Annotated in this window: 20 protein-coding genes; 9 read left to right on the plus strand and 11 right to left on the minus strand. The window is 67.0% G+C overall.

Going from position 1 to position 22,864, the window contains the following annotated elements:
• Positions 1-6: 6 nt before the first annotated feature.
• A complete protein-coding gene (locus EPO41_RS14445) occupies positions 7-1,164 on the minus strand; it encodes an AGE family epimerase/isomerase (RefSeq protein WP_296326211.1) in 1,158 nt (385 codons plus the stop codon).
• Between the two features lie 36 nt (positions 1,165-1,200).
• Positions 1,201-2,244: an FkbM family methyltransferase gene (locus EPO41_RS14450; protein WP_296326213.1), complete on the minus strand. Its 1,044-nt coding sequence runs from the start codon at positions 2,242-2,244 to the stop codon at positions 1,201-1,203.
• 137 nt (positions 2,245-2,381) lie between these two features.
• On the opposite strand from EPO41_RS14450, the gene EPO41_RS14455 reads away from it, so the two are divergent.
• Genes EPO41_RS14455 through EPO41_RS14470 form a run of 4 tightly spaced genes read left to right on the plus strand, consistent with a single transcriptional unit; the run spans position 2,382 to position 6,395 of the window.
• Positions 2,382-3,716, plus strand: a complete 1,335-nt coding sequence (locus EPO41_RS14455) for a peptidylprolyl isomerase (RefSeq protein WP_296326216.1) — start codon at positions 2,382-2,384, stop codon at positions 3,714-3,716.
• Positions 3,717-3,735: 19 nt separating this feature from the next.
• Positions 3,736-4,734, plus strand: a complete 999-nt coding sequence (pdxA, locus tag EPO41_RS14460) for a 4-hydroxythreonine-4-phosphate dehydrogenase PdxA (RefSeq protein ID WP_296326220.1) — start codon at positions 3,736-3,738, stop codon at positions 4,732-4,734.
• Positions 4,731-5,570 carry a 16S rRNA (adenine(1518)-N(6)/adenine(1519)-N(6))-dimethyltransferase RsmA gene (rsmA, locus tag EPO41_RS14465; RefSeq protein ID WP_296326223.1) on the plus strand — a complete coding sequence of 280 codons (840 nt, stop codon included), beginning with the start codon at positions 4,731-4,733 and terminating at the stop codon, positions 5,568-5,570. Before pdxA ends, rsmA begins: the two co-directional genes overlap by 4 nt.
• A gap of 21 nt (positions 5,571-5,591) precedes the next feature.
• The gene (locus EPO41_RS14470; protein WP_296326225.1) at positions 5,592-6,395 is read left to right on the plus strand and encodes a 1-acyl-sn-glycerol-3-phosphate acyltransferase; all 804 of its coding nucleotides are present in this window, start codon (positions 5,592-5,594) and stop codon (positions 6,393-6,395) included.
• Here the strand turns inward: EPO41_RS14470 and gmk are convergent.
• Both gmk and EPO41_RS14480 read right to left on the minus strand, forming a co-directional pair.
• A complete protein-coding gene (gene gmk / locus EPO41_RS14475) occupies positions 6,370-7,020 on the minus strand; it encodes a guanylate kinase (protein ID WP_296326228.1) in 651 nt (216 codons plus the stop codon). The two genes, EPO41_RS14470 and gmk, sit on opposite strands and share 26 nt — an antisense overlap.
• On the minus strand, positions 7,010-7,894 hold the full coding sequence (locus tag EPO41_RS14480) for a YicC/YloC family endoribonuclease (protein WP_296326231.1): 885 nt from the start codon (positions 7,892-7,894) through the stop codon (positions 7,010-7,012). The genes gmk and EPO41_RS14480 overlap by 11 nt, the downstream gene beginning before the upstream one ends.
• 100 nt (positions 7,895-7,994) lie before the next feature.
• Here EPO41_RS14480 and EPO41_RS14485 point away from each other — a divergent pair, with 100 nt between their 5' ends.
• Positions 7,995-9,248 carry a hypothetical protein gene (locus tag EPO41_RS14485; RefSeq protein WP_296326233.1) on the plus strand — a complete coding sequence of 418 codons (1,254 nt, stop codon included), beginning with the start codon at positions 7,995-7,997 and terminating at the stop codon, positions 9,246-9,248.
• Positions 9,249-9,259: 11 nt separating this feature from the next.
• Positions 9,260-10,012, plus strand: a complete 753-nt coding sequence (locus tag EPO41_RS14490; RefSeq protein WP_296326236.1) for an SDR family NAD(P)-dependent oxidoreductase — start codon at positions 9,260-9,262, stop codon at positions 10,010-10,012.
• On the opposite strand, the gene EPO41_RS14495 is transcribed toward EPO41_RS14490, so the two are convergent.
• Genes EPO41_RS14495 through EPO41_RS14505 form a run of 3 tightly spaced genes read right to left on the minus strand, consistent with a single transcriptional unit; the run spans position 10,009 to position 13,203 of the window.
• A complete protein-coding gene (locus EPO41_RS14495) occupies positions 10,009-11,298 on the minus strand; it encodes a hypothetical protein (RefSeq protein ID WP_296326239.1) in 1,290 nt (429 codons plus the stop codon). The genes EPO41_RS14490 and EPO41_RS14495 overlap by 4 nt on opposite strands.
• Positions 11,291-12,490 (minus strand): acyl-CoA dehydrogenase family protein, encoded by a 1,200-nt coding sequence (locus tag EPO41_RS14500; protein WP_296326240.1) that lies wholly within the window; start codon positions 12,488-12,490, stop codon positions 11,291-11,293. The genes EPO41_RS14495 and EPO41_RS14500 overlap by 8 nt, the downstream gene beginning before the upstream one ends.
• The gene (locus EPO41_RS14505) at positions 12,487-13,203 is read right to left on the minus strand and encodes a VWA domain-containing protein (protein WP_296326241.1); all 717 of its coding nucleotides are present in this window, start codon (positions 13,201-13,203) and stop codon (positions 12,487-12,489) included. The genes EPO41_RS14500 and EPO41_RS14505 overlap by 4 nt, the downstream gene beginning before the upstream one ends.
• A 64-nt stretch (positions 13,204-13,267) precedes the next feature.
• Between EPO41_RS14505 and EPO41_RS14510 the strand changes: the two genes are divergently transcribed.
• On the plus strand, positions 13,268-14,524 hold the full coding sequence (locus EPO41_RS14510) for an MFS transporter (RefSeq protein ID WP_296326242.1): 1,257 nt from the start codon (positions 13,268-13,270) through the stop codon (positions 14,522-14,524).
• On the opposite strand, the gene EPO41_RS14515 is transcribed toward EPO41_RS14510, so the two are convergent.
• Together EPO41_RS14515 and EPO41_RS14520 are read right to left on the minus strand one after the other, a co-directional pair.
• Positions 14,442-15,377: a division plane positioning ATPase MipZ gene (locus EPO41_RS14515; protein ID WP_296326244.1), complete on the minus strand. Its 936-nt coding sequence runs from the start codon at positions 15,375-15,377 to the stop codon at positions 14,442-14,444. The two genes, EPO41_RS14510 and EPO41_RS14515, sit on opposite strands and share 83 nt — an antisense overlap.
• On the minus strand, positions 15,374-17,485 hold the full coding sequence (locus EPO41_RS14520; protein ID WP_296326246.1) for a molybdopterin oxidoreductase family protein: 2,112 nt from the start codon (positions 17,483-17,485) through the stop codon (positions 15,374-15,376). The genes EPO41_RS14515 and EPO41_RS14520 overlap by 4 nt, the downstream gene beginning before the upstream one ends.
• A gap of 79 nt (positions 17,486-17,564) precedes the next feature.
• Between EPO41_RS14520 and EPO41_RS14525 the strand changes: the two genes are divergently transcribed.
• Positions 17,565-18,833, plus strand: a complete 1,269-nt coding sequence (locus EPO41_RS14525; RefSeq protein ID WP_296326248.1) for a hypothetical protein — start codon at positions 17,565-17,567, stop codon at positions 18,831-18,833.
• Between the two features lie 17 nt (positions 18,834-18,850).
• On the plus strand, positions 18,851-20,494 hold the full coding sequence (locus EPO41_RS14530; protein WP_363246970.1) for an AMP-binding protein: 1,644 nt from the start codon (positions 18,851-18,853) through the stop codon (positions 20,492-20,494).
• Positions 20,495-20,700: 206 nt separating this feature from the next.
• On the opposite strand, the gene EPO41_RS14535 is transcribed toward EPO41_RS14530, so the two are convergent.
• Together EPO41_RS14535 and cyaY are read right to left on the minus strand one after the other, a co-directional pair.
• Positions 20,701-22,455, minus strand: a complete 1,755-nt coding sequence (locus EPO41_RS14535) for an ABC transporter transmembrane domain-containing protein (protein ID WP_296326252.1) — start codon at positions 22,453-22,455, stop codon at positions 20,701-20,703.
• The gene (gene cyaY, locus EPO41_RS14540) at positions 22,452-22,757 is read right to left on the minus strand and encodes an iron donor protein CyaY (protein WP_296326254.1); all 306 of its coding nucleotides are present in this window, start codon (positions 22,755-22,757) and stop codon (positions 22,452-22,454) included. The genes EPO41_RS14535 and cyaY overlap by 4 nt, the downstream gene beginning before the upstream one ends.
• Positions 22,758-22,864: the final 107 nt, after the last annotated feature.

Below are 22,864 nucleotides of genomic sequence, written 5' to 3' on the forward strand. Positions count from 1 at the left end.
ATCCGGCTAGATCTTCCCGGCGGCGGCGAACCTGGAGATCTCGTCGACCGCGCCGGCGAGATGATAAAGGCTCGTCGCGGGCATGAAGTCGCCGAGTCGCGATCCATCCTCGCCGAAGCGGTCGATCCACCCGCCTCGCGGCGCATCCCTCAGGAAACGGTCATACATCGCCTGGATCAGTTCGAGCGCGCTCTCGAGGGAACCTGTTCGCCCGCGTCGCGCTTCGGCCAGGTTGCATTTGATGGCTTCGGTCATCGGCCACAAACGGCGAGAGGCTTTCGCGGTCGTGCCGTCGGGGCGCACTTCATCGACGATTAGGCGGTCCCTGTCGAAGCCATTGCGGTTCGCATGCTCGTACAGCCTGTTGACGATCGCCGGAACCCGGCCGTCACCCGTCCCCTGTTCATAGCGACGCAAGAGCCAGCACCATTCGAAGTGGTGCCCCGGCTCGACAATCGCATCGATGCCGGCGGCAGGCATCAGCGCCGCGTCGAAATACTCCAGAAGCACTCCCTGCTCGCCCTGGAAGAATCGCGAGACGAAGAGGTCGAACAGCTTCTCCGCCCTGTCGAGAAAGAGACGGTCTCCCGAGCATTCCCAGAGGGCGAGCATGGCCTCGAACAGGTGCATATGCGGGTTCTGCCGGCGCGCCCCTTCCCGCGCGGGCAGAACCTCGAGGTAGCCACCGCCCAACGGTGCCGCCATGTCGCGGTCCAGGAAGGTGAGCGTTTCGTGAGCCAGAGCCAGTCCTTCACGTTTGCCGGTCGCCCGCACATAGGAAGCAACCGCAAGAAGTACGAACGCATGCGCATAGAGGTCACGAGTGGGATCGACGACGCTTCCGTCCCGGCTTATCGAGAATGCCCATCCAGCATGGCCGTCAGGGCGGAAATAGTCTCTCCGCATCGCAGCGTAGGCGCGTTCCACGAGCGCGTCCGAGCCCGAATGCCACTGCCGAGCTTCCGCAAGGGCGTAGACGAAGATTTGCCGGGCCTGCACGAGCAACCGGATCGGCACCTGCCGAAGCCGCTCTCTTGCGAAGGTCAGGCCCTCCTCGAAACGTCCGGCTTCCGGGTCGAACCCTGACGTCGCCCATAGAGGCAGGGACTGCTCACGCATCCACGCTTCCATGAACGTCGCTGCAGATCGCACGTCCTGGAACATCAGGCTGTAATCCAGGCACGCATTGCGCGCGGATTCCTACGCTTTGGGCAGAGAGTCGGCACGTTCTTTCGGCACGGCCACGACGTTCGGAGACAAGGGCGCTCCCTTGTCGACGCACTCGGGCCAGCCGCCGACCTGAGAAAATGTAAGGATCTGGTAGTTCAGCTCATCCTGAAGCACGGCCAGCAAGGCGTCCGCGCTCTGGCCCTGCGCGTGCAACGCGCGCTCGTTCAGCTCCATCAGGAGCACCGGCCTCGCCGTCGCCAGCACCTTGCGCGCGCCGGCCACGACACCCGCCTCGCCCCCTTCGACGTCGATCTTGACCATGTCGACCTGCGACAGTCCCTGCCGCGCCACGACCGCATCGAGCGTGTCCAGCGCGACGCGTTCCGAACTCGCGCGCACGACGTCGTCATGAGCGAAGTCGCCCAGCGTGTTGTGGCCGGCATGAACGCCATGGGCGAGATGCAGGTCTACGAACCCGGCCTCGGCGCCGAGCGCCGCGGCGACGACCTGGACGTTGTCGAGCCCGTTGCGGCCGAGATTGCGCTGGAGATGCGCGCGTTCGCGCGAACTCGGCTCCACGGCGATCACCCTGCCCGAGGGACCGACGCGGCGGGCGGCGAAGAGGGTGTAGTAACCGTCGTTGGCGCCGACATCGATGAACACCATGCCGGGCTTCAGCATGCGGTCGACGAAGGCGAATTCGTTGGGTTCGAAGGAACCGCAGACATAGAGGCAGAGGCTGTTGTCGTTGCCCAGGGTCACATCCACCGTGGTGCCGCCGTGCCAGCGCACGGTGAGCGGCACCGCCAGCTCCTTTTCACGCGCTGCTTCCCACAGGGCGCCGCGCCGGCAAGCCAACCAGCGCCTCTGGTCGTAATATTCCTCGGCGAACCGCCAGCCGGGCCGCGGCTCGAGCCGGGGCGTGCCCGGCGCCAGGATCGCGGCGTAGGCAGCACCGATCGTGGGCGCGCGCACAATCAGCCAGCGCCCCATATTGTCGAGATGGTAGCCAATGCCGGAGCAAACCCGTTCCCAGGCGCCGGCAACGCTGATCGAACGGCGGGCCGCTCTCATGCCTGAACTATTTTGCCCCCAACTATGCGACCGTTCGGCTAACGTACCCACCGCCAAGCGTCAAGCGTGCCTGTGTGTTGCCACTTTCTGTCTTTAGTGCCGTGCATTGCAGCCAACCTGCTGCGGAAATATAATAAATGTCCCTCTTACACGCCGCTGGTGAAATGTTCGCGCCTCTGTCCCGCGCTCTCGTCGTCCTCACGGTCATGCTGCTGCCCGCTGCCGCCTCCGCCCAAAGGCCGACGGCTCAAGGAGCGGCAGCACAGACCGCGCCCAGTCAGGGTCTGCGCGTGGTGGCCCGCGTCAATGACGACGCCATCACCGACTTCGATCTGTCGCAGCGGGTGCTGTTCGCCATCAAGACATCGGGCCTGCAGGACAGTCCCGATCTGCGCCAGCGCATGGCGCCGCAGATGCTGCGGCAGATGATCGACGAACGCCTTCAGGTCCTGGATTCGAAGAAGCTTGGCGTCAAGCCTACGGAAGCCGAGATTCAGAACCGCTATACCGAGATCGAGCGCGCCGCTGGCCTGGGACGCGGCCAGTTCCGGCAATACCTGCAGAGCGTCGGCATCGCCCCCGACATCGCCACGCAGCAGATCGAAGCGCAGATTGCCTGGAGCAAGATCATTCGCCGCAAGGTCCGCTCTCAGGTCGACGTCTCCGAGGCGGAGATCGACGATGCGCTGAGTCGCATGCGTACCAACATCGGCAAGACCGAAACCCGCGTCGCCGAGATCTTCGTGCCGGTCGACCGGGCCGATTCGGTGGACGAAGGGAAGCGAAGCGCCGACCGCATCATGGAGCAGCTGCGTCGCGGCGCTCCGTTTGCCGCCGTCGCACAGCAATTCTCACAGGGCGCCTCCGCGGCGGCCGGCGGTGACCTGGGCTGGGTGCTGCCGGGTGCGCTCGATCCCTCGCTCGATTCAGCGCTCGAGAAGGTCCAGCCGCGGTCGTTCTCGGAACCAATCCGTTCGGGATCCGGATGGCATATCCTCTATGTCGTCGATCGCCGGCCTTTCGCCGCGGCGCGGCCTGACGACGTCAAGCTCAACCTGGTCCAGATGACCCTCGCCTTGCCCCCCAACGCTTCGCCGGACGAGACCAGCCGCGCGACCGCGGAAGCGCAAAAGGCGATGTCCGGTGTCCGCCAGTGCACCGACCTTCACGTCCAGGCCCGCCAGGTCAAGGGCAGTACCTCGGGCGATCTCAACAACGTCAGGGTCGGGGATCTGGCGGCCAACCCGCAGATGTACGAGCAGCTGCCGCGCCTGCCCATCGGTGGCACGGCCGGCCCGTTCCGCGTCGCCGAAGGCCTGCAGGTGGTCGCTCTGTGCAGCAAGTCCGGCGGCGATGGCATGCCGACTCGCGACGCGATCTCCCAGCAGCTCCTCATCCAGAAGCTCGACGCGGCCGGACGCCGTTACATGCGCGATCTTCGCCGTCAGGCCACGATCGACATCAAGTCGTGACGCGGCTGACGGGCCGGCCATGACCGCAACTGCGCCGCTCGCCGTGACGATGGGCGAGCCGGCCGGCGTCGGCGGCGAGCTCAGCCTCAAGGCCTGGCAGGCGCGGCGCTCCGGCAACCGTCCTTTCTTCGTCCTCGACGATCCGGACCGCCTTGCCGGTCTTGCGCACCGGCTCGGGATCGACGTGCCCCTGCGCGAGATCACCGGTCCTGGGGAGGCCGCTTCGGTTTTCTCCGGTGCCCTGCCCGTGCTCCCGGTTCGTCTCGGCGCGCCTTCGACGCCCGGCCGGCCGGACGTCGCGAATGCCCCCGCCACGATCGAGGCGATCGAACGGGCCGTGCGGTTCGCCCAAGGGGGCATCGTCGCCGGGATCGTCACCAATCCGATCCAGAAGAAGACGCTGCAGGATGCGGGATTCCGCCATCCTGGCCACACGGAATTCCTTGCCGAGCTCGCCGGTGGGGTCGACGTTGCGATGATGCTGGCATGCCCGCAGCTCCGGGTCGTCCCGGTGACCATCCATCTTTCGCTGGCCGAAGCCGTGCGCACCCTCGACGGCGAAGCGATCGTGCGCGCCGGCCGGATCACGGCCCGGGGATTGCGCATGCTGTTCGGCATCGAGCGGCCCCGGCTGGCCGTGGCCGCCCTCAACCCGCACGCCGGCGAACAGGGCGCCATGGGCGATGAGGAGCGCCGAATCATCATGCCCGCCATCGAGACCCTGCGCCGCGAGGGCATCGAGGCGAGCGGGCCGGCGCCAGCCGACACGCTGTTCCATGCGGCGGCGCGGCCAGCCTACGACGTCGCGTTGTGCATGTATCACGACCAGGCCCTGATCCCGATCAAGACCATCGACTTCGCCGGCGGGGTCAACGTCACGCTCGGACTGCCGTTCGTGCGCACCTCGCCCGATCATGGAACGGCGCTCGACATCGCCGGGACCGGACGCGCCGATCCGACGAGCCTGCTCGCGGCGATCGACATGGCCGACGACATGGCGCGCCGGCGCCGACATTGAGCACGGATGGCGTCATCGCATTGCCACCGCTGCGCGAGACCATCGCGGCGCACGGCCTAGACGCGAAGAAGCGCTTCGGCCAGCACTTCCTGCTCGACCTAAACCTGACGCGCCGCATCGCCCGCGCGGCAGCGCCACTTGGCGAAGGGACCGTGATCGAGATCGGTCCAGGGCCTGGCGGCCTCACCCGCGCGCTTCTGCTCGAAGGCGCCGGCCATGTCGTCGCGGTCGAGGTCGATGCCCGGGCTTTCGGGCCGCTGCTGGAGTTGCAGGCGGCAGCGGGCGGACGACTCGATCTGGTCGAAGCCGATGCCCTGAAGGTCGAGCCCCGGGAGCTCGGGGCGGCCCCCCGCCGGATCGTCGCCAACCTGCCGTACAACATATCGACTGCACTGCTGGTGCGCTGGCTTCATGCCGCAAACGACATCGCCGACATGGTGCTGATGTTCCAGAAGGAAGTCGTCGATCGCCTGGTGGCCGTGCCGCGGACGAAGGACTATGGCCGCCTTTCGGTGCTCGCCCAGCATGTCTGCGAGGTTCGCCGGCTGTTCGACGTCGCCCCGACGGCCTTCGTGCCGCCGCCGAAAGTGACCTCGGCCGTCGCACGGCTGACGCCCCGGCCGCCAGCGGCTCGCCTGGCCGATCTGGGACCGCTGGAGCGGGTCACCGCCGCCGCCTTCGGTCAGCGCCGCAAGATGCTGCGGGGCTCCCTGGCGAGCGTTTTTGCGGACCCTGTGGCTATCCTGGAGCGATTGGGCCTGCCGCCGACGGCGCGGGCGGAGGAATTCACGGTCGATGATTTCGTGAGGTTGGCAGGAGTTCTTGACAGTGAGTGAGCGCTCACTATTGTTGTGGATATGATCCGGTCTCTAGGCTTCAACGTCTATTTCTACGTCGGCACCCTGCTCGTGGCGGTCGTCGGCATCGTCCTTGTGCCCATCCCCACGCCTGTCCTGCTGCGCGGCCTGCTCTTTCATTGGGCTCGAGCCGTCGTGTGGGGCATGCGCTGGATCGGCGGCATGAGGATCGAGTTCCGGGGCCTCGAGCACCTCCCCTTCCACGGCCCCGCACTCCTCGCCAACAAGCACCACAGCGAAAGCGACGGCATCCTGTTGGCGGCGAGGATCCGCGGCATTGCCTTCGTCGCCATGCAGGAACTCTTCCGCTACCCGCTGATCGGCGCGATCCTGTATCGCCTGCAGATGATCCGCGTCGATACATGCGGTGGCGGCCGCGAGCGAGAGAACCTCGCCCAGTTCGCCCGCCGCGCCTACGACGGCCACCGGCACATCGCCATCTATCCCGAGGGCAACCTGATGGCGCCTGGTGAACGCGAGCGCTACCGCTCGGGTATCTACTATCTCTATCGTGACCTCGGCCTGCCCGTGACGCCGGTCGCTACATCGGTGGGACTGGTGTGGAATCGCCGCGACTGGCGCAAGAAGGCCGGCCGGGCCGCGGTCGAATTCCTGCCCGCCATCGAATCGGGCCTGGACAAGGAGACCTTCATGCGCCGCCTCGAGGACACGATCGAGAGCGCGAGCGACCGGCTGATCGCGGAATTCGCCGGTCGTCCCTACCGACCCAGCCAGCTCGTCCTGCGCTCGCAGGGACAAACCGGCATCGGCACGCCGGTCACCGCCCCTCGCGCAACGCCTTGACGAAATTCGAGAGGCCGACCTGCCGCTCGCGCTTCAGCCGCTCGGCCGTCAGGATCGCCTTGAGTTCCATCAGGCTGGTCGCAATGTCGCGGTTGATGATCTGGTAGTCATACTCGGCCCAGTGGCTCATCTCGTCGGCGGCCTTGGCCATCCGCTTCTGCACGACCTCCATCGAATCCTGGGCGCGGGTGACCAACCGGCGTTCGAGGTCGCGGGTCGACGGCGGCAGGATGAAGACCGTCACGAGGTCGCTGCCCGCCTTCTCCTTGAGCTGCTGCGTGCCCTGCCAGTCGATGTCGAACAGCACGTCGCGGCCCGCCAGCAAGGCGGCTTCCACGGGCGCGCGCGGCGTGCCGTAGAAATGGTCGAAGACCCTCGCATGCTCGAGGAACTCGCCGCGTTCGATCATGCCGTTGAAGGTGGCCGTATCGACGAAGTGGTAGTCGACGCCGTCCTTTTCGCCCGACCGGCGCGCGCGCGTGGTCGCTGAGACGCTGAGCTGGATCTGCTTGTCGTTGTCGAGGAGCTGCCGCGACAGGGTCGTCTTGCCGGCGCCCGAGGGTGACGACAGGACGAGCATCAGGCCGCGCCGCTGGATCTGGCCGGCATCCACCTCATTCGACATTCTGGACCTGCTCCCGCATACGCTCGACGGCGCCCTTGAGATCGATGCCGATTCGCGTCAGCTCGATGTCGGCCGACTTCGAGCAGAGCGTATTGGCCTCGCGATTGAACTCCTGGCACAGGAAATCGAACTTCCGGCCCACCGGGTTGTCGGAGCGCGCATCGGCGAGCAAGGTCCGCGCCTGCGCGATGTGGGCGTTCAACCGGTCGAGCTCCTCGCGCACGTCGGCCTTGCCGACCAGCAGCGCCACTTCCTGGGCGAAGCGCTCTTCCGAAAGCGCAGGCACGCGCCCGAGCAACTCGGCGAGCTGGGCCTCGAAGCGCGACCGAACGGTGCCGATCTGCGCCAGCGCACGTTCCGTCGCACGGCCGCACAGGCCCTCGATCTCCGTGACGTGACCCTCGATGACCCTGGCCAGCGCCTTGCCCTCGGCGGCACGCGACGAGACGAGGGCCTTCAGAGCCTCGTCGAGTGTGACCTGGAGCGCCTTGTCGAGGACGGTCAGCGCCTCCTCCGACTCCTCGCCGCTTTCCTCTTCCTCGATGACGCCGCGCACGCGCAGCAGGCCGTCGGCCGACGGCGCTGCCGCGCCGGTGCTCCGTCGCACTTCGTCGACCAGCGTCGCCAGCTCCGCCAGCAAGGTGCGATTGATCGTGAGCGGCTTGGCGTGGCGTTCGCTCGTGATCGTGAGGGTCAGCGAGACGTTGCCGCGCTTCAACTTCCCGCCAACGGCGACCCGAGCGGGATTTTCCAGGCGGTCGAAGCCGGCCGGCACGCGACACCTGATTTCGAGGTTCCGCCCGTTGACACTGCGCGCTTCCCAGACCCAGCGCCGCCGATCGTCCGATCCTTGCGCCCGGGCGTAGCCCGTCATACTTGCAATCAAATTGCCCCCAGCCCCATTCTTGGGCACGATCACTCCATAGGTGGATCGGCATTTCGATTCAATCGACTATTGAGGCAAGCGCCCGGTCATGGCTGACATCAATTGGGCAAGGCAGGCCGCCCTCAAAGCGACGGCGCTGCTCGTTGGCGTGGCGGTGGCGCTCGTCGGTCTGGAGATACTCTCGACAGCATGGCTGACGATACGCGACGGCCACTACTCCTCCGCCGCCGCGCTGTTCGCCAACGCCCGCAACACCTACATCCAGGACATCACGCGGGGCGGAAATTGCCGATACATCGATACGATGTTTCCACAGCCCTACCTGGCATTCGTCCACCATCACGACGATCCATGCGGCGTATCCTCCGCCAACGATATCGGGCTGCTCGGAGACGCCTATCCCGTCGTCCGGAATCCGGACCGCTATGTCGTCCTGGTCACTGGTGGTTCGGTCGCCTCGCAGCTCGCCCAGCAGGTGGCTCCGCCCCGTCGCAGCATCATCGAGGAGGAGCTCAACCGAAACTACGTCAGCCCCACGGGTAAGCCGTTCCAGGTCCTGAACGGAGGCATCGGAGCCTGGAAGCAGCCCCAGCAAATGATCCTGCTGGCGATCTACGGCGATTTCATCGACGCCGTGGTGACGCTCGACGGCTACAACGAACAGCACATGATCAGGCCAGGCGTCACCTACCGCTTCGAGCTGCCCGCCAACAACTTCCTCGGCGTGAACCCGATCATCTCACGGGACGGCTTCGGCAACCTCGCGGTGAGCTGGTTCATGGGCCGCATCGCCGGATGGCTGGGCAATGGCATCACCTCCCATTCGCACGCGGCCTACCTGATTGCCAGCGCCCTGACATCGAAGCCCTACGACCACGACGACGGCTTCGGCGCCAAGACCTACCGCGCGATGATGAGTCTTCCGAGGAGCATCACGGACTCGTCCGAAGCCACCGTGGACTGGCAGATAGCGCAGTATGCGAAGTACATCCGTATCATGGACCTCACGGCTCGCGACTTCGGCATCAAGTCGATGTTCTTCCTCCAGCCGGTTCCCGCCGTAGACAAGACGCTCACGGCGGAGGAGAAGCGCGGCACGCCCGACCCGGCGTACGGGGCGCGTTACGCCGAGATCGCCAGGCGCCTCCTCGCTCTTCGGGAGAGGCACATCGAAATCCGCAGCCTCCTCGACATCTACAAGGACGAGAAGGAGACGATCTACGCCGACGACATCCATCCCGCACGGCAGGGCATGGACAGCCGCGGGTATCAACTGATGGCTGCCCGCATGACGCAGGACATGGCCGCCGCGTGGGGCTGGCGCACGAAACCCCAACACTAGGGCGCTCGCACATGAAGACCTTCTCCGGCATCGTGCTCACTGGCGCCTCGAGCGGCATCGGCGAGGCCTTGGCCCTCGACTATGCCGGTCCCGGCGTGGCGCTTGCGCTGACCGGACGCGATACCGTCCGGCTCGAGGCGGTCGCCGCGGCCTGCCGCGCGAAGGGCGCCACAGTCGTCGCGGATACGATCGACGTCACCGATCGCGAGCGCTTCCTGCCCTGGCTGACGGCATTCGACGAGGCCCATCCGGTCGACCTCGTGCTTGCCAATGCCGGCGTCTCGATCGACAAGGACAATTCTTCGCTCGACGATTTCTCGATCATCCGCAAGACGCTCGACGTCAATATCAACGGCGTACTGAACACGGTGGAGCCGCTGCTCCATCCGATGATGGCTCGCAAGCGCGGTCAGATCGGAATCGTCTCGTCGCTCGCCGGGTTCATCGGTTTGCCCTACTCGGCCTCGTACAATGCCAGCAAGGCCGCGGTGCGTGTCTGGGGCGAAAGCATTCGCTATGTACTCAAGAAGGACGGGATCGGCGTCAGCGTCATCTGCCCCGGGTTCGTCGTCAGCCGCATTACCGCCGAAGCGCCATTCCCGATGCCGTTCCTCATGAGCTCGGCGCAGGCCTCGAAGATCATCCGCCGCGGGCTCGCCGCCAACAAGCCGCGCATCGCCTTCCCGATCGGCACCAAGGCCGGCGTCTGGCTGGGGTCGGTCCTGCCGGGCAGCTGGACGGCGCGGTTGCTGGGCGCGGCCTAGCGCCGTTCCAGCCGGCGCAATTCCTGGAAGACGCGATTGGCGGCAATCTCGACGCCCTTGTCCGTCCAGTGGGCGTCGCTGCGGCGATAGGCGCCCCGCACGCCCGCGAAATCCTTGCGCAGGTCGACGTAGCGAACGGAGGTCTTGCTCAAGGCCTCCAGCAGCCTGTCCTGCCGGTAGTCGGCGATCACGTTGAAGGCATAGAAGCGCGGCCACGGTTTCCAGTAGTCGACATAGTCGGGATCGACGCTGCCTGGCGGCACGATGAACAGGACGAGCGGCACGCCGCGCTCGCGGGCGGCGCGGTCCATGGCGGTCAACCAGGACAGGGTCGCCTGGATGTCGCCCTCCCTCACCAGGCGCGCCGCCTGCTCCCTGGTCGTGACCTCGAAGTAGGGAGACTTCTCGACCTCGGCCTTGGTCATCAGGTCCAGCAGCCAACCCTGCAACGATTCGTCGTCGGCCTTGCCGGAGGCGTAGGCCTGCCAGAAGGCGTCGCCATCCCGGTCGAAAATTGCGACGATCTGCGGCTCGCTCAGGTCCGGGTAGTAGTAGCGCTTGACGTGGCGGGCGAGCGCCGGCGTGCGCTCTTCCGGCGGAAGACGAGCGATTTTCGCCAGCGTGTCGAACTCCTGCGGCACCGGCTTGTTGGTCGTCAGCATCTCCGAGAGGCGCAGCCGATTGACCAGGACCCAGTTGGCGTTTGGCATGATGTTGCCGAGGATCGAGCCGCCCGGGGCTTCGTCGACCACGCTGGGCAGCATTCCCTGCCGGTAGCCCTGACCGTCGAAGAGGAAGTCGTTGCCCGAGAAGAAGAACACCGCCAGCGCATCGGGCGACAGCGCGAAGGCCACGTCGCGCATCCGGTAGTAGTAGCTGCGCGGGCCGGTAGCCGAGATGCCGAGGTTGATCATCTCGGCCTTCGGTTGCCCGGCCTCGACGAAGCGCCGCTCGACCTCCCCCGGCAGCGTGAGACGCGTCAGCTGGAACTCGAGATAGCTGTCGCCGATGAAGACCGTCCGGAAGCCGCTCCCCGCCGGCTTGGCGACGCTTCTCTCCTTGTCGCGCATGCCCCAGGAATTGAACGGCTCGAAGATCCACGGCTTGTCGGCAAGACCGGTGAAGTCGGTCGATTGCACGTTGACCGGCAGCGTCGACCTCAGCGCCCGCGCGGGCCATGAGGGCGCCTCCAGCGAGGCCAGCAGTTCGAGGCCCGCAAGCGTGATCCCCGTCAGGATCAGGCCGAATACGATCGCGTAGATTCGCTTGCGGCCGTTCTCAGTCATCGCCCGGCGTAATATAGGGCGAGTCCGAGACGGTCCAGCGGGCCGGCCTCTCCTGCCGGAAAATCTGCCGCAGATGGACTTCGTCCGGCCCATCTGCGATGCGCAGCATGCGTGCGACCGCAAAGGCACGATGGATGGGCGCATCGTCGCTGCCGCCCATTGCCCCGAACAGCTGCATCGCGCGGTCGGCGATGCGCTGCGCCGTCTCCGGCACCGCGACCTTGACCATCGAGACGTCCCGCCACACGGCCTGGTGGCCGTCGCTGTCCAGCCGCTCCGCGGTGCGCAGCACCAGCAGGCGGGCCTGCTCGATCTCGATGCGCGAGCGCGCGATCGCCTGCTGCGCCGAATCGTAGTCGATCACCGCACGGCCGAAGGTCCGGCGCTCGGCGGCACGCGCCATCATGAGTTCGACGAGCACTTCGCAGGTGCCGATCGCGCGCATGCAGTGATGCAGCCGCGCCGGTCCCAGCCGCACCTGCGCCGCGGCGAAACCTTCGCCCTCCTCGCCCAGCAGGTTCTCCGCCGGCACGCGCACATCGTTGAAGTCCAGCTCGGCGATGGGCGCGATACTGTCCTCCCAGCCGAGGAAGCGCAGCTCGCGCACGACCCGCAGTCCGGGCGACGGCATCGGCACGATCACGCAGGAATGCCGGCCGGTGCGCGGCGCCTCGGGCCGCGACACACCCATCACGATGACGAACGCGCAGTCGGGATGGGCGCCGCCCGTGATGTACCACTTGCGGCCGTTCACCACCCACTCGCCCCCGTCTCGCCGCAGGGTCGTGGCGATGTTTGTCGCGTCGGAAGAGGCGACGTCAGGCTCGGTCATACCGAACGCCGAGCGCACGCGCCCCTCCAGCAGCGGCTCCAGCCAGCGCTTCTTCTGATCGGCATTCGCCGCGTGCTGCAGCATGATCATGTTCGGCACGTCGGGCGCCTGGGCGTTGAACACCTCGGGTGCCCAGGGCAGGCGCCCCATGATCTCGGCGAGCGGCGCAAAGGCTCGATTGCTCATCCGGTCCGGCAGGCCGAGGTTCCATAGGCCGGCGGCACGCGCCTTCGCCTTCAGCTCCGCGACGAACGGAGGCGTCCCCTTGCGGGCCGAGACATGAGCCGCCCATTCGCGATGGCGCGGCAGGATTTCCTCGTCGAAGAACTCTTCGACGGCAGCCAGCAGGTTCGTGGTCATTTCATCTGGTTGGTGAGAAGGGCCGCGATGCCGCCCTGGTCCTTGCCGTATTTGAGCAATGCGGAGCGGCCACCGGCAGCATAGGCCGCAACGGCGCCGAGCAGGCGCTTGAGCTGGTCCGGGCTCGACCGGTCGAACCGGCAGTAGGCCCCGCGCGTCAGCTTTGCGATCTGGGGGAACAGGCGCGAGGCCGTACGGTCCTGCCCCTCCTGGAACACGAACACCGGCAGGCCGAGCAACCCGAGCTGGCCCGCCTCGTGGCCGACGGCGTCGGCATCCTCCTCGCAGCAGTCGCCCACGAAAACTACGGCATCGAGTGGGCTCTCGCGCCGCTGCTCGCCCGCATAGCGCAGCAGGCGCGCGATCTGCGTGCGGCCGGCCGCGCATCGCACGCTGCTCATCAGACGGGCGAGTTCGCGGCCGTCGGACGTCCACTTGCTGACCTTGAATTCCTCGAAGCCGCGATAGAAGGCGAGCCGGACATCGAGCCCGCCCAGCGCATCCGCCGCCACGAACATTTCTCCCTGGATGGCGCAGGCATGATCCCAGGTCGGCTCGCGACTCGCCGTCGCGTCCATGGCGAACAGCAGACGGCCGCGCCCGCCCGCCCGGCGATCAGCCGGCAGCTTGCCCACTTCGCGCACGAACGCATCGACCGCATTCGCACCTGCGGTAGACGGGACGCTGCGATCTCTGGCGCGATCCTCGGCCATGTCCTTTGACCCCCTGCGGCGCGTTCAATATGGTGCAGCCGCGCGTTCGCGCCAACATTGAAGCATGACCGGAAACGCCCCCACTTTCGCCACGCTGCTGCTGCGCGTCTTCGTCCCGTTCGCGCTCGCCTATTTCCTCTCGTACATCTTCCGCGGCGTGAACGCGGTGATCTTCCCGTACCTCGAGCGGGATGTCGGAATCAGCGCGGGCGACCTCGGCCTCCTCACCTCGGCCTTCTTCCTGTTCTTCGCCGGATGCCAGCCGATCCTGGGCGTCATGCTCGATCGTTACGGCCCGCGACGCGTGCAGGCGCTGCTGCTGGCGATGGCGGCGATCGGCTCGGCGCTCTTTGGCCTCAGCCTGTCGCTGGGCGAGCTGATCGTGGCCCGCGTACTGATCGGCCTGGGCTTCGCCGGCGGCCTGATGGCCGCCATCAAGGCGATCACGCTCTGGTATCCGCCCGAACGCTGGGGACTCATCACCGGCTTCCACATGATGGCCGGCGGCCTTGGGTCGATGGCCGCGACCTTGCCGATTCAGTGGTCGCTCTCGGTCATCAGCTGGCAAGGACTGTTCTTCTGGCTGGCCGGACTCTGCCTCGTCGTCTCCGCGATCCTGTTCACCGTCGTGCCGGAGCGCGGCACCCCAACGGCCTCGGGAACGCTGCGCGACCAGTTCCGCATCACCGGCGTCGTGCTGACCAACGGCTTCTTCTGGCGCATCCAGCCGTTGCTCACCTTCCAGCAGATGGCCTTCATCGCTGCGATCACCCTCTGGATCGGCCCGTGGCTGCGCGATGTCGGCGGCTTCGCCAGCAACGAGACCCGGGCCGACATCCAGTTCTATACGACGGCGGTCATGACGGCAGGCTTTGCGCTGAGCGGCGTGCTGGCCGGCGCCTTCCGGCGCGTCGGCATCAGCGACTTCGCCTCGGCCAACCTCGTCAGCACGCTGTTCGCCGGGGTCTGCGCCTGGCTCGCCTTCCTGCCGTCGTTCTGCCCGGTCGCGGCCTGGCTGCTGTTCGGTTTCCTCGGCGCCTATCCGATCCAGTACATGCCGCTATTGGCACGCTCGTTTCCGCCGCAATATGCCGGCCGGGTCAGCACCAGTTCCAACCTCGTGGTCTTCACGGTGATCTTCGCGGGCCAATGGGCGATCGGCAAAGTCGTCGACCAGTGGCCCCGCACCGCTACCGGCTATTCGCCCGACGGCTACAGCTGGTCGTTCGGCCTGCTGTTCATCCTGCAGGTGGCGGGGCTTCTGTGGCTTCTTCTGTCGCGGGCGCGTCCACTTCTGCAGGAGCGACCCCCGGCAGGTTGAGCGCCATGACGAGGTCGCGCACTTCCTGGCGCGCGGCAACATGACTCAAGGTCAACGACGGCCCGGCGCCGCCGCTGCGCTTCAGGTCGAGCAGCGTGAGCCCCATCAGGAAAAGCTCCTTGTAGATCACGCGCTCGCTGAGGCCCGCGGCAATCCGGAAACCGATGCGCTTGGCCAGCGCCTCGATCACGTTGCCCATGTCGCGCTTGTTGCGCGCGGCGAGTGAGGACAGGCGGTTGCGCATCACGATCCAGTCGACCGGCCGGCCACCCTCGATGGCGCGGATCTGGCGCTGCTTCCAGACCGCTTCCGCATAGATCGACGGGCGCACGATCTTCAGCGTATCGGGATCGACCCGGGCCAGAAGATCGAGGTCGATGAAGCTGTCGTTCAGCGGCGTCAGCAAGGTATCGGCCCAGGTGTGGGCCAGCCGGCTGAGATGGGTGTCGCTGCCCGGCGTATCGACGATCACGAAGTCGGCCGCGCCGACCGCAGGCTCCAGCGCCGCCGCCAGCCGGGCACGCTCGTCGGCTTCGGCCTCGCGACGGTCGTTCAGGGTCGAAATCATCACCGGCGTGTGCATAGGCATCGGCAGGTCGATGCCCTTCTTCGCCGCATAGGCCGCGCGGTTCTCGACGTAGCGGCTGAGCGTTCCCTGCCGCGCATCGAGGTCGAGTGTCGCGACGCGGGCGCCATCCCTCATCAGCGACACGGCGATGTGCAGCGCCGTCGTCGACTTGCCCGACCCGCCCTTCTCGTTGCCGATCACGAGGACGTGGCCGCGGCCCTCGATCCGAGGGGCCTGTGTCTGGGCGATGCTCGGATTGGGCGCTGGTTGGAATCCCTCGCTCACGAGGCCTTGCGGATCCAGATGGCGGTGTCGTGGAACACCGCACCGCCGTTGGGCCAGCCGGGATCGGCCGAGGTCAGCGCATTGATGCCGATGCCGGTCTCGAAATTGCGGTTGGGCCAGATGCCCTCGACGACGACGACACCCTTCTGCTGGCCCTCGCGCGGCTTGGCGTTGACGACGGTCCGGCCGCGCTCGTTGCCGATCTCGAGACGCTCGCCCTCGACGATGCCCATCGCCAGGCAGTCGTCGGGATTCATCAGCGCCGTCGGCCGGACCTCGCGCTTCTGCGAACTGGGCGTCTCGGTGAAGGTCGAGTTGAGGAAGGTGCGCGCCGGCGCCGCCACCAGCCGGAACGGCTTCTCGTCGGTGGCATTGTCGATCACGTCGAAATGGTCAGGCAGGACCGGCATCTCCTTGCCGCGCGGTCCATAGGCCGCCCAGTCGGGCTTGAAGCGGAACTTCTTGTCGGGCCAGGCGAAGCCGTCGAGGAAGTGCGACGTCTCGAAGCCCAGATGGAAGTCCTGGCCGCCCTTCTGCCAGTTGGTTTCGGCATCCCACATGCCCGAGACCTTGAGAGTCTCGTCCATGATTTCCCACGGCGTCATGTCGAAGCCGCGGTGCCTGGCGCCCAGGCGCTTTGCAAGTTCAGAAATCACGAAGTGGTTCTCGCGGCACTCGCCTGGCGCGTCAATCACCGCCTTGGTCACCTGGAAGAAAGTGTGGCCGCTGGCTGTGTAAAAGTCGTCATGTTCGAGGAACATGGTGGCCGGCAGCACGATGTCGGCGAAGGCCGCTGTCTCGGTCATGAACTGCTCGTGCACGCAGGTGAACAGGTCCTCGCGCTTGAAGCCCTTGTGCACGAGCTCGAGTTCCGGACAGACCATGGCCGGATTGGTGTTCTGGATCAGCATGCCGGTGACCGGCGGGCCGTTCTTCAGTGCCGCGGCATCATTGGTCAGGATCGGCCCGAGGCGCGACTGGTCGAGATCGCGGATCGACGGATCGACCACGTCGAGCCCTTCGATCAGCGTCTTGTTGATCGGGTACATGCCGGTGTGGCCGTAGAGGGCCCCGCCGCCCTTGTACTGCCACGCACCGGTGACCGCCGGCAGGCAGGTCACGGCATGCATGTTGGCCGCCCCGTTGCGGCTGCGGCTGAAGCCGTGATGGCAGCGGATGAACGACGCCTTGCTCCGTCCGTAGAGGCGCGCGAACGCCACGATCTCCTCGACGGAAAGTCCGGTGATCTTCGAAGCCCATTCCGGCGTGCGCGTCGCCACATGCGCGGCCAGCTCGTCCGGCGCGTCGGTGTATTTCCGCAGATAGTCCCAGTCGGCAAAGCCCTCCTTGAAGAGGACATGCATCACGCCGACCGCCAGCGCGCCGTCGGTGCCCGGACGCACCGCAAGATGGATGTCGGCCTGATCGGCGGTGCCCGTGCGATAGGGATCGACCACGACGAGCTTGGCGCCACGCTTCTTCGCCTTCATCGCGTGGGTCATGACGTTGACCTGGGTGTTGACGGGATTGCCGCCCCAGATCACCACCAGCTCGGCATGCTCGTCGATCTCGCGCACGTCGGCGCCGCGCTTGGCGCCGACCCCGGCGATCCAGCCGGTGTCCGACAAGGTCACGCAGATGGTGGAGAAATAGCGCGAGTATTTCATCGCGTTGCGCAGGCGGTTGATGCCGTCGCGCTGCACCAGCCCCATCGTGCCGGCATAGTAATAGGGCCAGATCGTCTCGCTGCCGTACTGCCGCGCCTTGGCGATGAACTGTTCCGCCACGATGTCGAGCGCGTCCGACCACGAGATTTCGGCGAACTGCTTCGAGCCCTTCGGGCCGACGCGGCGCAGCGGCTTCATCAGCCGGTCGGGATGGTGGATGCGCTCGGCGTAGCGCGCGACCTTCTCGCAGATCACGCCCGCCGTGTAGTCGTTGCGCATCGAGCCGCGGATACGGCCGATCCTGGTATTGCTCAGCCTCTCGACATCCAGCGCGCAGGTACTTGTGCAGTCGTGCGGACACACCGACGGGACGGTCGTCGTGCCGGACTCGTGCAGCTTGGCGCGGCCCACCGGCGGGTAGGCATGATCGTCGGGTGACATGTGGACGCTCCGCGAGAAGTGCAGCAGCATACAGGCCGGCCACCGGCCATGAAAGCGGCCTCAGGGAGTGGAAAGTAGCGTGTCTTCTCAGGCTCGGGTCTCCGTGGGCGCCGTTCGGCGCGCCACCGCTGCCGATGCCGAGGGCATCGCTCGACTTTTCCCCAGCTTCCCGTCCCTGGCCTCGACGAGCGATACGCGGGCGATCTTCCTCATCGATGGCGAAGTGGGCCCGTCTGGCGCGGTGCTGCTGGAGCAGGCCGCCGGTCATCTGGCCGTCGGGCCCCTGGCGACCGTGCCCGATGGCGAACGCCACGAGATCGCGCGCGCGTTGATCAGTTTCGCCGAATTGACGGCGCGTGCGATCGGCCTGCGCGAGGTGCGCCTCGCCGCCGGTGCCGTCCCGCCCGATCTCGCCACGTCGCTCGGTTATCGCGGCGGCGTAAAGCGCATCCGCACCGGCAAGCTCGCCCGGATGATCGACCATCTGGAGGCGCTGGGCGTGCCGCTGTGGCGCGATGGCGCCGCACCGTTCGACCTCACGCTCTACTATCGCGGCGTGTGGGCCGCGATGGCACTGCTGGTCGGGTTCGGGAGCATCACCCTCGCCGTCTTCGGGCCTGGCGAGGTCACCCTGCTGCACGTGCTCGGGCCCGCCCTGCTCTGCCTGGGCGCCTCCGCCTTCGCCTTCGTGCAGGTTTGCCTGATCGCGATAGCTGCGAGACGGCGCGCGCCCGTCCCCATCGCCCTCGGCATCTTCGTCGCCGCCGCGCTGTCGATCGCCGGCATCGGGGGGCTGTTCCATGAACGGGCCGTGCCGTCCATCGGCGAACTGTGGGCGATCTACTCCGGGGACGAGGCACTCGACACACTGGCCGTCTCGGTGAGTGCCGATGGCACGGCGCTCAACGTCGAGGGCGCCTACGGCACCGGCAGCGCCGCTGCCGTGCGGCAGGCGCTGCACAGGAATCCCTCGATTCGTCGCGTCGTCCTGGCCGGTCCGGGCGGGCGCATTGGCACCGCCTTCGAGATCAACCGCATGATCCGCAATCGCAAGCTTGCAACGCGTGTCGAGACCGGCTGCGCCTCCGCCTGCACCATCGCCTTCCTCGGCGGCAACGATCGCTCGATCTCAGCCAGCGGGCGCCTCGGCTTCCACCAGGGCAGCTTCCCCGGCATGGGCCCCAACGACCTGTACGAGAGCAACCGCGACATGCGGCGCTTCCTGGTCGCGAGCGGCGTCACGCCCGAGTTCGCGCAGCGCGTGATCGACACACCACCCGACGAAATCTGGACGCCGACGCCGCAGGAACTGCTGGCCGGCCGGGTCGTGCAACGCGTAAATCGCTGACGGAGGTACCTTTCGGCATGATCCCTCGCGGTCTTTCCTACGACGACGCCATGAAGCGGTTCCGTTGGCCCGCGCCCCAGCGGTTCAACATCGGCCGCGCCGTCTGCGAGCGCCACGCGCCCGACACGCTGGCGATGATTGTCGAGAATGCCGACGGCTCGGTGCGCAACTGGACCTTCGGCCAGCTCCTCGCCGCCAGCTCGCGGCTGGCCAATGCGCTGGTCGCGCGCGGCATCAACAAAGGTGATCGCGTCGCCGTGTTCCTCAGCCAGGGCGCCGAACTCACCCTCTGCCATCTCGCGGGCTATCGCATGGGTGCGGTCGTCCTGCCGCTCTTCACGCTGTTCGGCGAGGAGGCGATCGAATACCGGCTGGCCAATGCCGAGGCCTCGGCCGTCATCACCGACATGAGCCAGCTGCCGAAGCTGCTGGCCGTGCGCGACCGCCTGCCCCACCTCAGGACGGTGATCGTGATCGGCGCCGGCGCACACGGTTCTGCATTTCTCGATTGGGACCGCTTGCTCGGCGCCGCCTCCGACCGCTTCACCACAGTCGACACCGCGGCCGAGGATCCCGCGCTGCTGATCTACACGTCGGGAACGACGGGCCAGCCCAAGGGCGCGCTGCATGCCCACCGCATGATGCTGGGCTGCATCCCCGCCGTGGAGCAGTGGCTGGGCCACTGGCCGCGCGGCAACGAGGTGATGTGGACGCCGGCCGAATGGGCCTGGATCGCCGGCCTCTACGATGCGTTGTTCCCCGCCTGGTACTACGGCACGCCGGTGCTGGCCCATCGCTTCGCCAAGTTCGACCCGGAACGCGCCTTCGCCATGCTGGCCAAGCACAAGGTCGGCGTGAGCTTCATTCCGCCGACCGCACTCAAGATGATGCGCCAGGTCCACAAGCCGCGCGAGCGCTGGACCTACGACATCCGCGCCATCTCGACCGGCGGCGAGGCCATGGGCGAGGAGCTGCTGAGCTGGGGCCGCGACACGTTCGGCACGACGATTTCGGAGGGCTACGGCCAGACCGAGATGAACCTGATGCTGCTGAACTCACCCGACTGGTTCGAGGTCCGCGCGGGCTCCTGCGGCCGCGCCTGCCCCGGCCGCAAGGTCGCGATCGTCGATGGCGACGGCAACGTCCTGCCGCCCGGCCAGGAAGGCCAGATCGCGGGTTGGCGGCACGATCCCATCGTCATGCTGGAATACTGGCGCAACCCCGAGGCCACCGAACGCAAGTATGCCGGCGACTGGCTGCTGACCGGCGACCTCGGCACGATCGACGCGGAGGGCTACGTCTTCTTCAAGAGCCGCGACGACGACGTCATCACCTCGGGCGGCTACCGCATTGGGCCGGGCGAGATCGAGGAATGCCTGATGAAGCATCCTGCCGTGGCGATGGTCGGGGTCGTGGGCGTGCCCGACCGGCTGCGGACGGAGATCGTGAAGGCCTTCGTCCAGCTCAGGCCCGAGATCGTGCCCACCGACTCCCTCAAGGCCGACCTGGCGGGCTTCGTGAAGACCCGACTGGCTGCGCACGAATATCCGCGCGAGGTCGAGTTCGTGCCGGAACTGCCCCTCACGACAACGGGCAAGATCCTGCGCCGGGAACTGAGGCGCCTCGATGCCGAGCGCGGCGTGGTCGTTCGACTGCGTTAGGTCAGGAGCGTCTGGACGCTTTCAGCAAGGCTGTTCAGGAGCGTGGCGAGGCCGATCAAGGCCGCCGGCCACCACGAAACGAGGCGGGTCGCAGGGTCCGTGGAAAACATGGTCGTCTGATCCAAATGAAGTTCGTAATATAGATTAACTATATCCGACACTTCATTGAAATTCAACGATTTTATCGACAGACCTAAAGTGAAACTTCAGCTGGCGGCCGTCGACACGTTGAACTGCAGCTCCGCGAGCCGGGCATAGAGGCCGCCCCGACCCACCAGCTCGGCATGGCTCCCGATATCGACCACCCGTCCCTGGTCGAGAACGACGATGCGGTCGGCCTTCTGCACGGTGGCCAGGCGATGGGCGATGACGAGGGTCGTGCGGTTGCGCATCACCCGGTCCAGGGCCTGCTGGACCGCCAGCTCGCTCTCGGCATCGAGGGCACTCGTCGCCTCGTCGAGCAGCAGCACGGCCGGGTCGCAGAGCAGAGCCCGGGCGATGGCGATACGCTGGCGCTGGCCGCCCGACAGGCGCACGCCGCGCGCCCCGAGGTCGGTCCCGAAACCGTGCGGCAGGGCCTCGATGAAGCCCAGCGCCGAGGCCGCCTCGGCGGCGGCCCGCACCTCGGCATCGCTGGCGTCCGGCCGGCCGTAGCGGATGTTGTCGGCGACCGACGTGCTGAACAGGGTCGGGTCCTGCGGAACCACGGCCAGCGACCGCCGCAGCTCGCCCAGGGCCAGATCCCTTATGTCGATGCCGTCGAGGCGGACCGTGCCCTTCTCCGGATCGTAGAAGCGCAGCAGCAGGTTGAAGGCCGTGGTCTTGCCGGCGCCCGAGGGACCGACGATCGCTACCGTCTCACCGGGCGCGATCGCGAGGTCGAAGCGATCGAGGGCGAGCGCGTCGGTGCGCGTCGGATAGCGGAACGAGACGTCTTCGAAGGCCACGGCTCCCCGGACCGGCTTCGGCAGCGCCCTGGGGTTGACCGGCTCGGCGATCGACGGCGGCTCGGCGCGCAACTCCGCCAGCCGCTCGGCGGCCCCCGAGGCCCGCTGCAGGTCGCCGATCGTCTCGCTGATCGCCCCGCCCGAGCTGGCGACCAGCACCGCGTAGAACACGAAGGCCGAGAGATCGCCGGCGCTGATCCGGCCGGTCAGCACGTCGTGGCCGCCCATCCACAGCAGGAAGCCGACGGCCGAGAACACGATGAAGATGACCAGCGTGGTCATGACTGCGCGGCGCGACACCCGCCGGGTGGCCGCCACGAACGCCCGCTCGGTCGCTTCGCCGAAGCGCTGCGCCGCACGATCCTCCTGGGCGAAGGCCTGGACGGTGCGGACCCCGTCCAGGGTCTCCGCCCCTTCCGACACCATCTCGCCCATGCGCGCCTGGGCCTCGCGCGACAGCGCCCTCACCTTTCGGCCGAACACGACGATGGGCACGACGGTGAGCGGCACGACCGCGAGCGTCCACAAAGCGAGCTTGGGATTCGTTACGACCAGCATCACCACGCCGCCGAGGCACATCAGCGTGTTGCGCAGCGCCACCGAGGCCGAGGAACCGATCACCTGCTCGATGAGCTGCGCGTCGGCCGAGATGCGGCTCATCACGTCGCCCGAGCGCTTGATCTCGAACCAGGCCGGCCCCAGCCGCACGACATGGTCGAAGAGATCGCGGCGCAGGTCGCCCACCACCCGCTCGCCCAGCCACGAGACCAGGTAGAAGCGTGCCCCGGAAGCGATGGCCAGCACGACGGCCACGGCCAGCAGCGAGGCCAGGGCGTAATTCAGGATGTCCGGCCGCCCCTGTGCGAAGCCGCGGTCGATCAGGGCGCGCAGGCAGGCGCCGAACGCCAGCACCGTCCCCGCCGCGACCAGCAGCGACAGGAGGGCGAGGATGGTGCGCCCGCGATAAGGTTTGAGATAGGGCCCCAGCAGGGCCAGTCCGCCGAACCGGTTCATGGGGCCTGCCAGTTCAGTTCGACGCCTAGTTCACCCCCGAGCGCGGCGAGCAGGTCGCCCCCGCCCCGTGTGTCCTGCCACTGTCCGCTGTCGGCATCGAATGCATAGTGCCGGGCGCCGCTCACGGGCGAGCTCAGCCATATCTGCCGGGTGGGCGCATGTTTGTTGACGATCCACGTGCCCTCGTCCCCCTCGACCGTCAGGATGCCTCCCTGCAGTTCGGCGTCTACATGGTCCGCCAAAGCCTCCTCGAGGGTTGCGAGCAGGCTGTCGGCGAGGCTTTCGAAGGCTGAATCGCTCATGGCGGCCGGTCTACAAGCCATAGCGAAGCCGTACAACCAGCTTGTCGCCACGCTCCCGGGACTGTATATCCCCGCCCTTGTCGCGCCGGCCGGTCGGAATCGGCCCT

Source organism: Reyranella sp. (assembly GCF_004297265.1).
In the GTDB taxonomy this organism is placed as follows: Bacteria; Pseudomonadota; Alphaproteobacteria; order Reyranellales; family Reyranellaceae; genus Reyranella.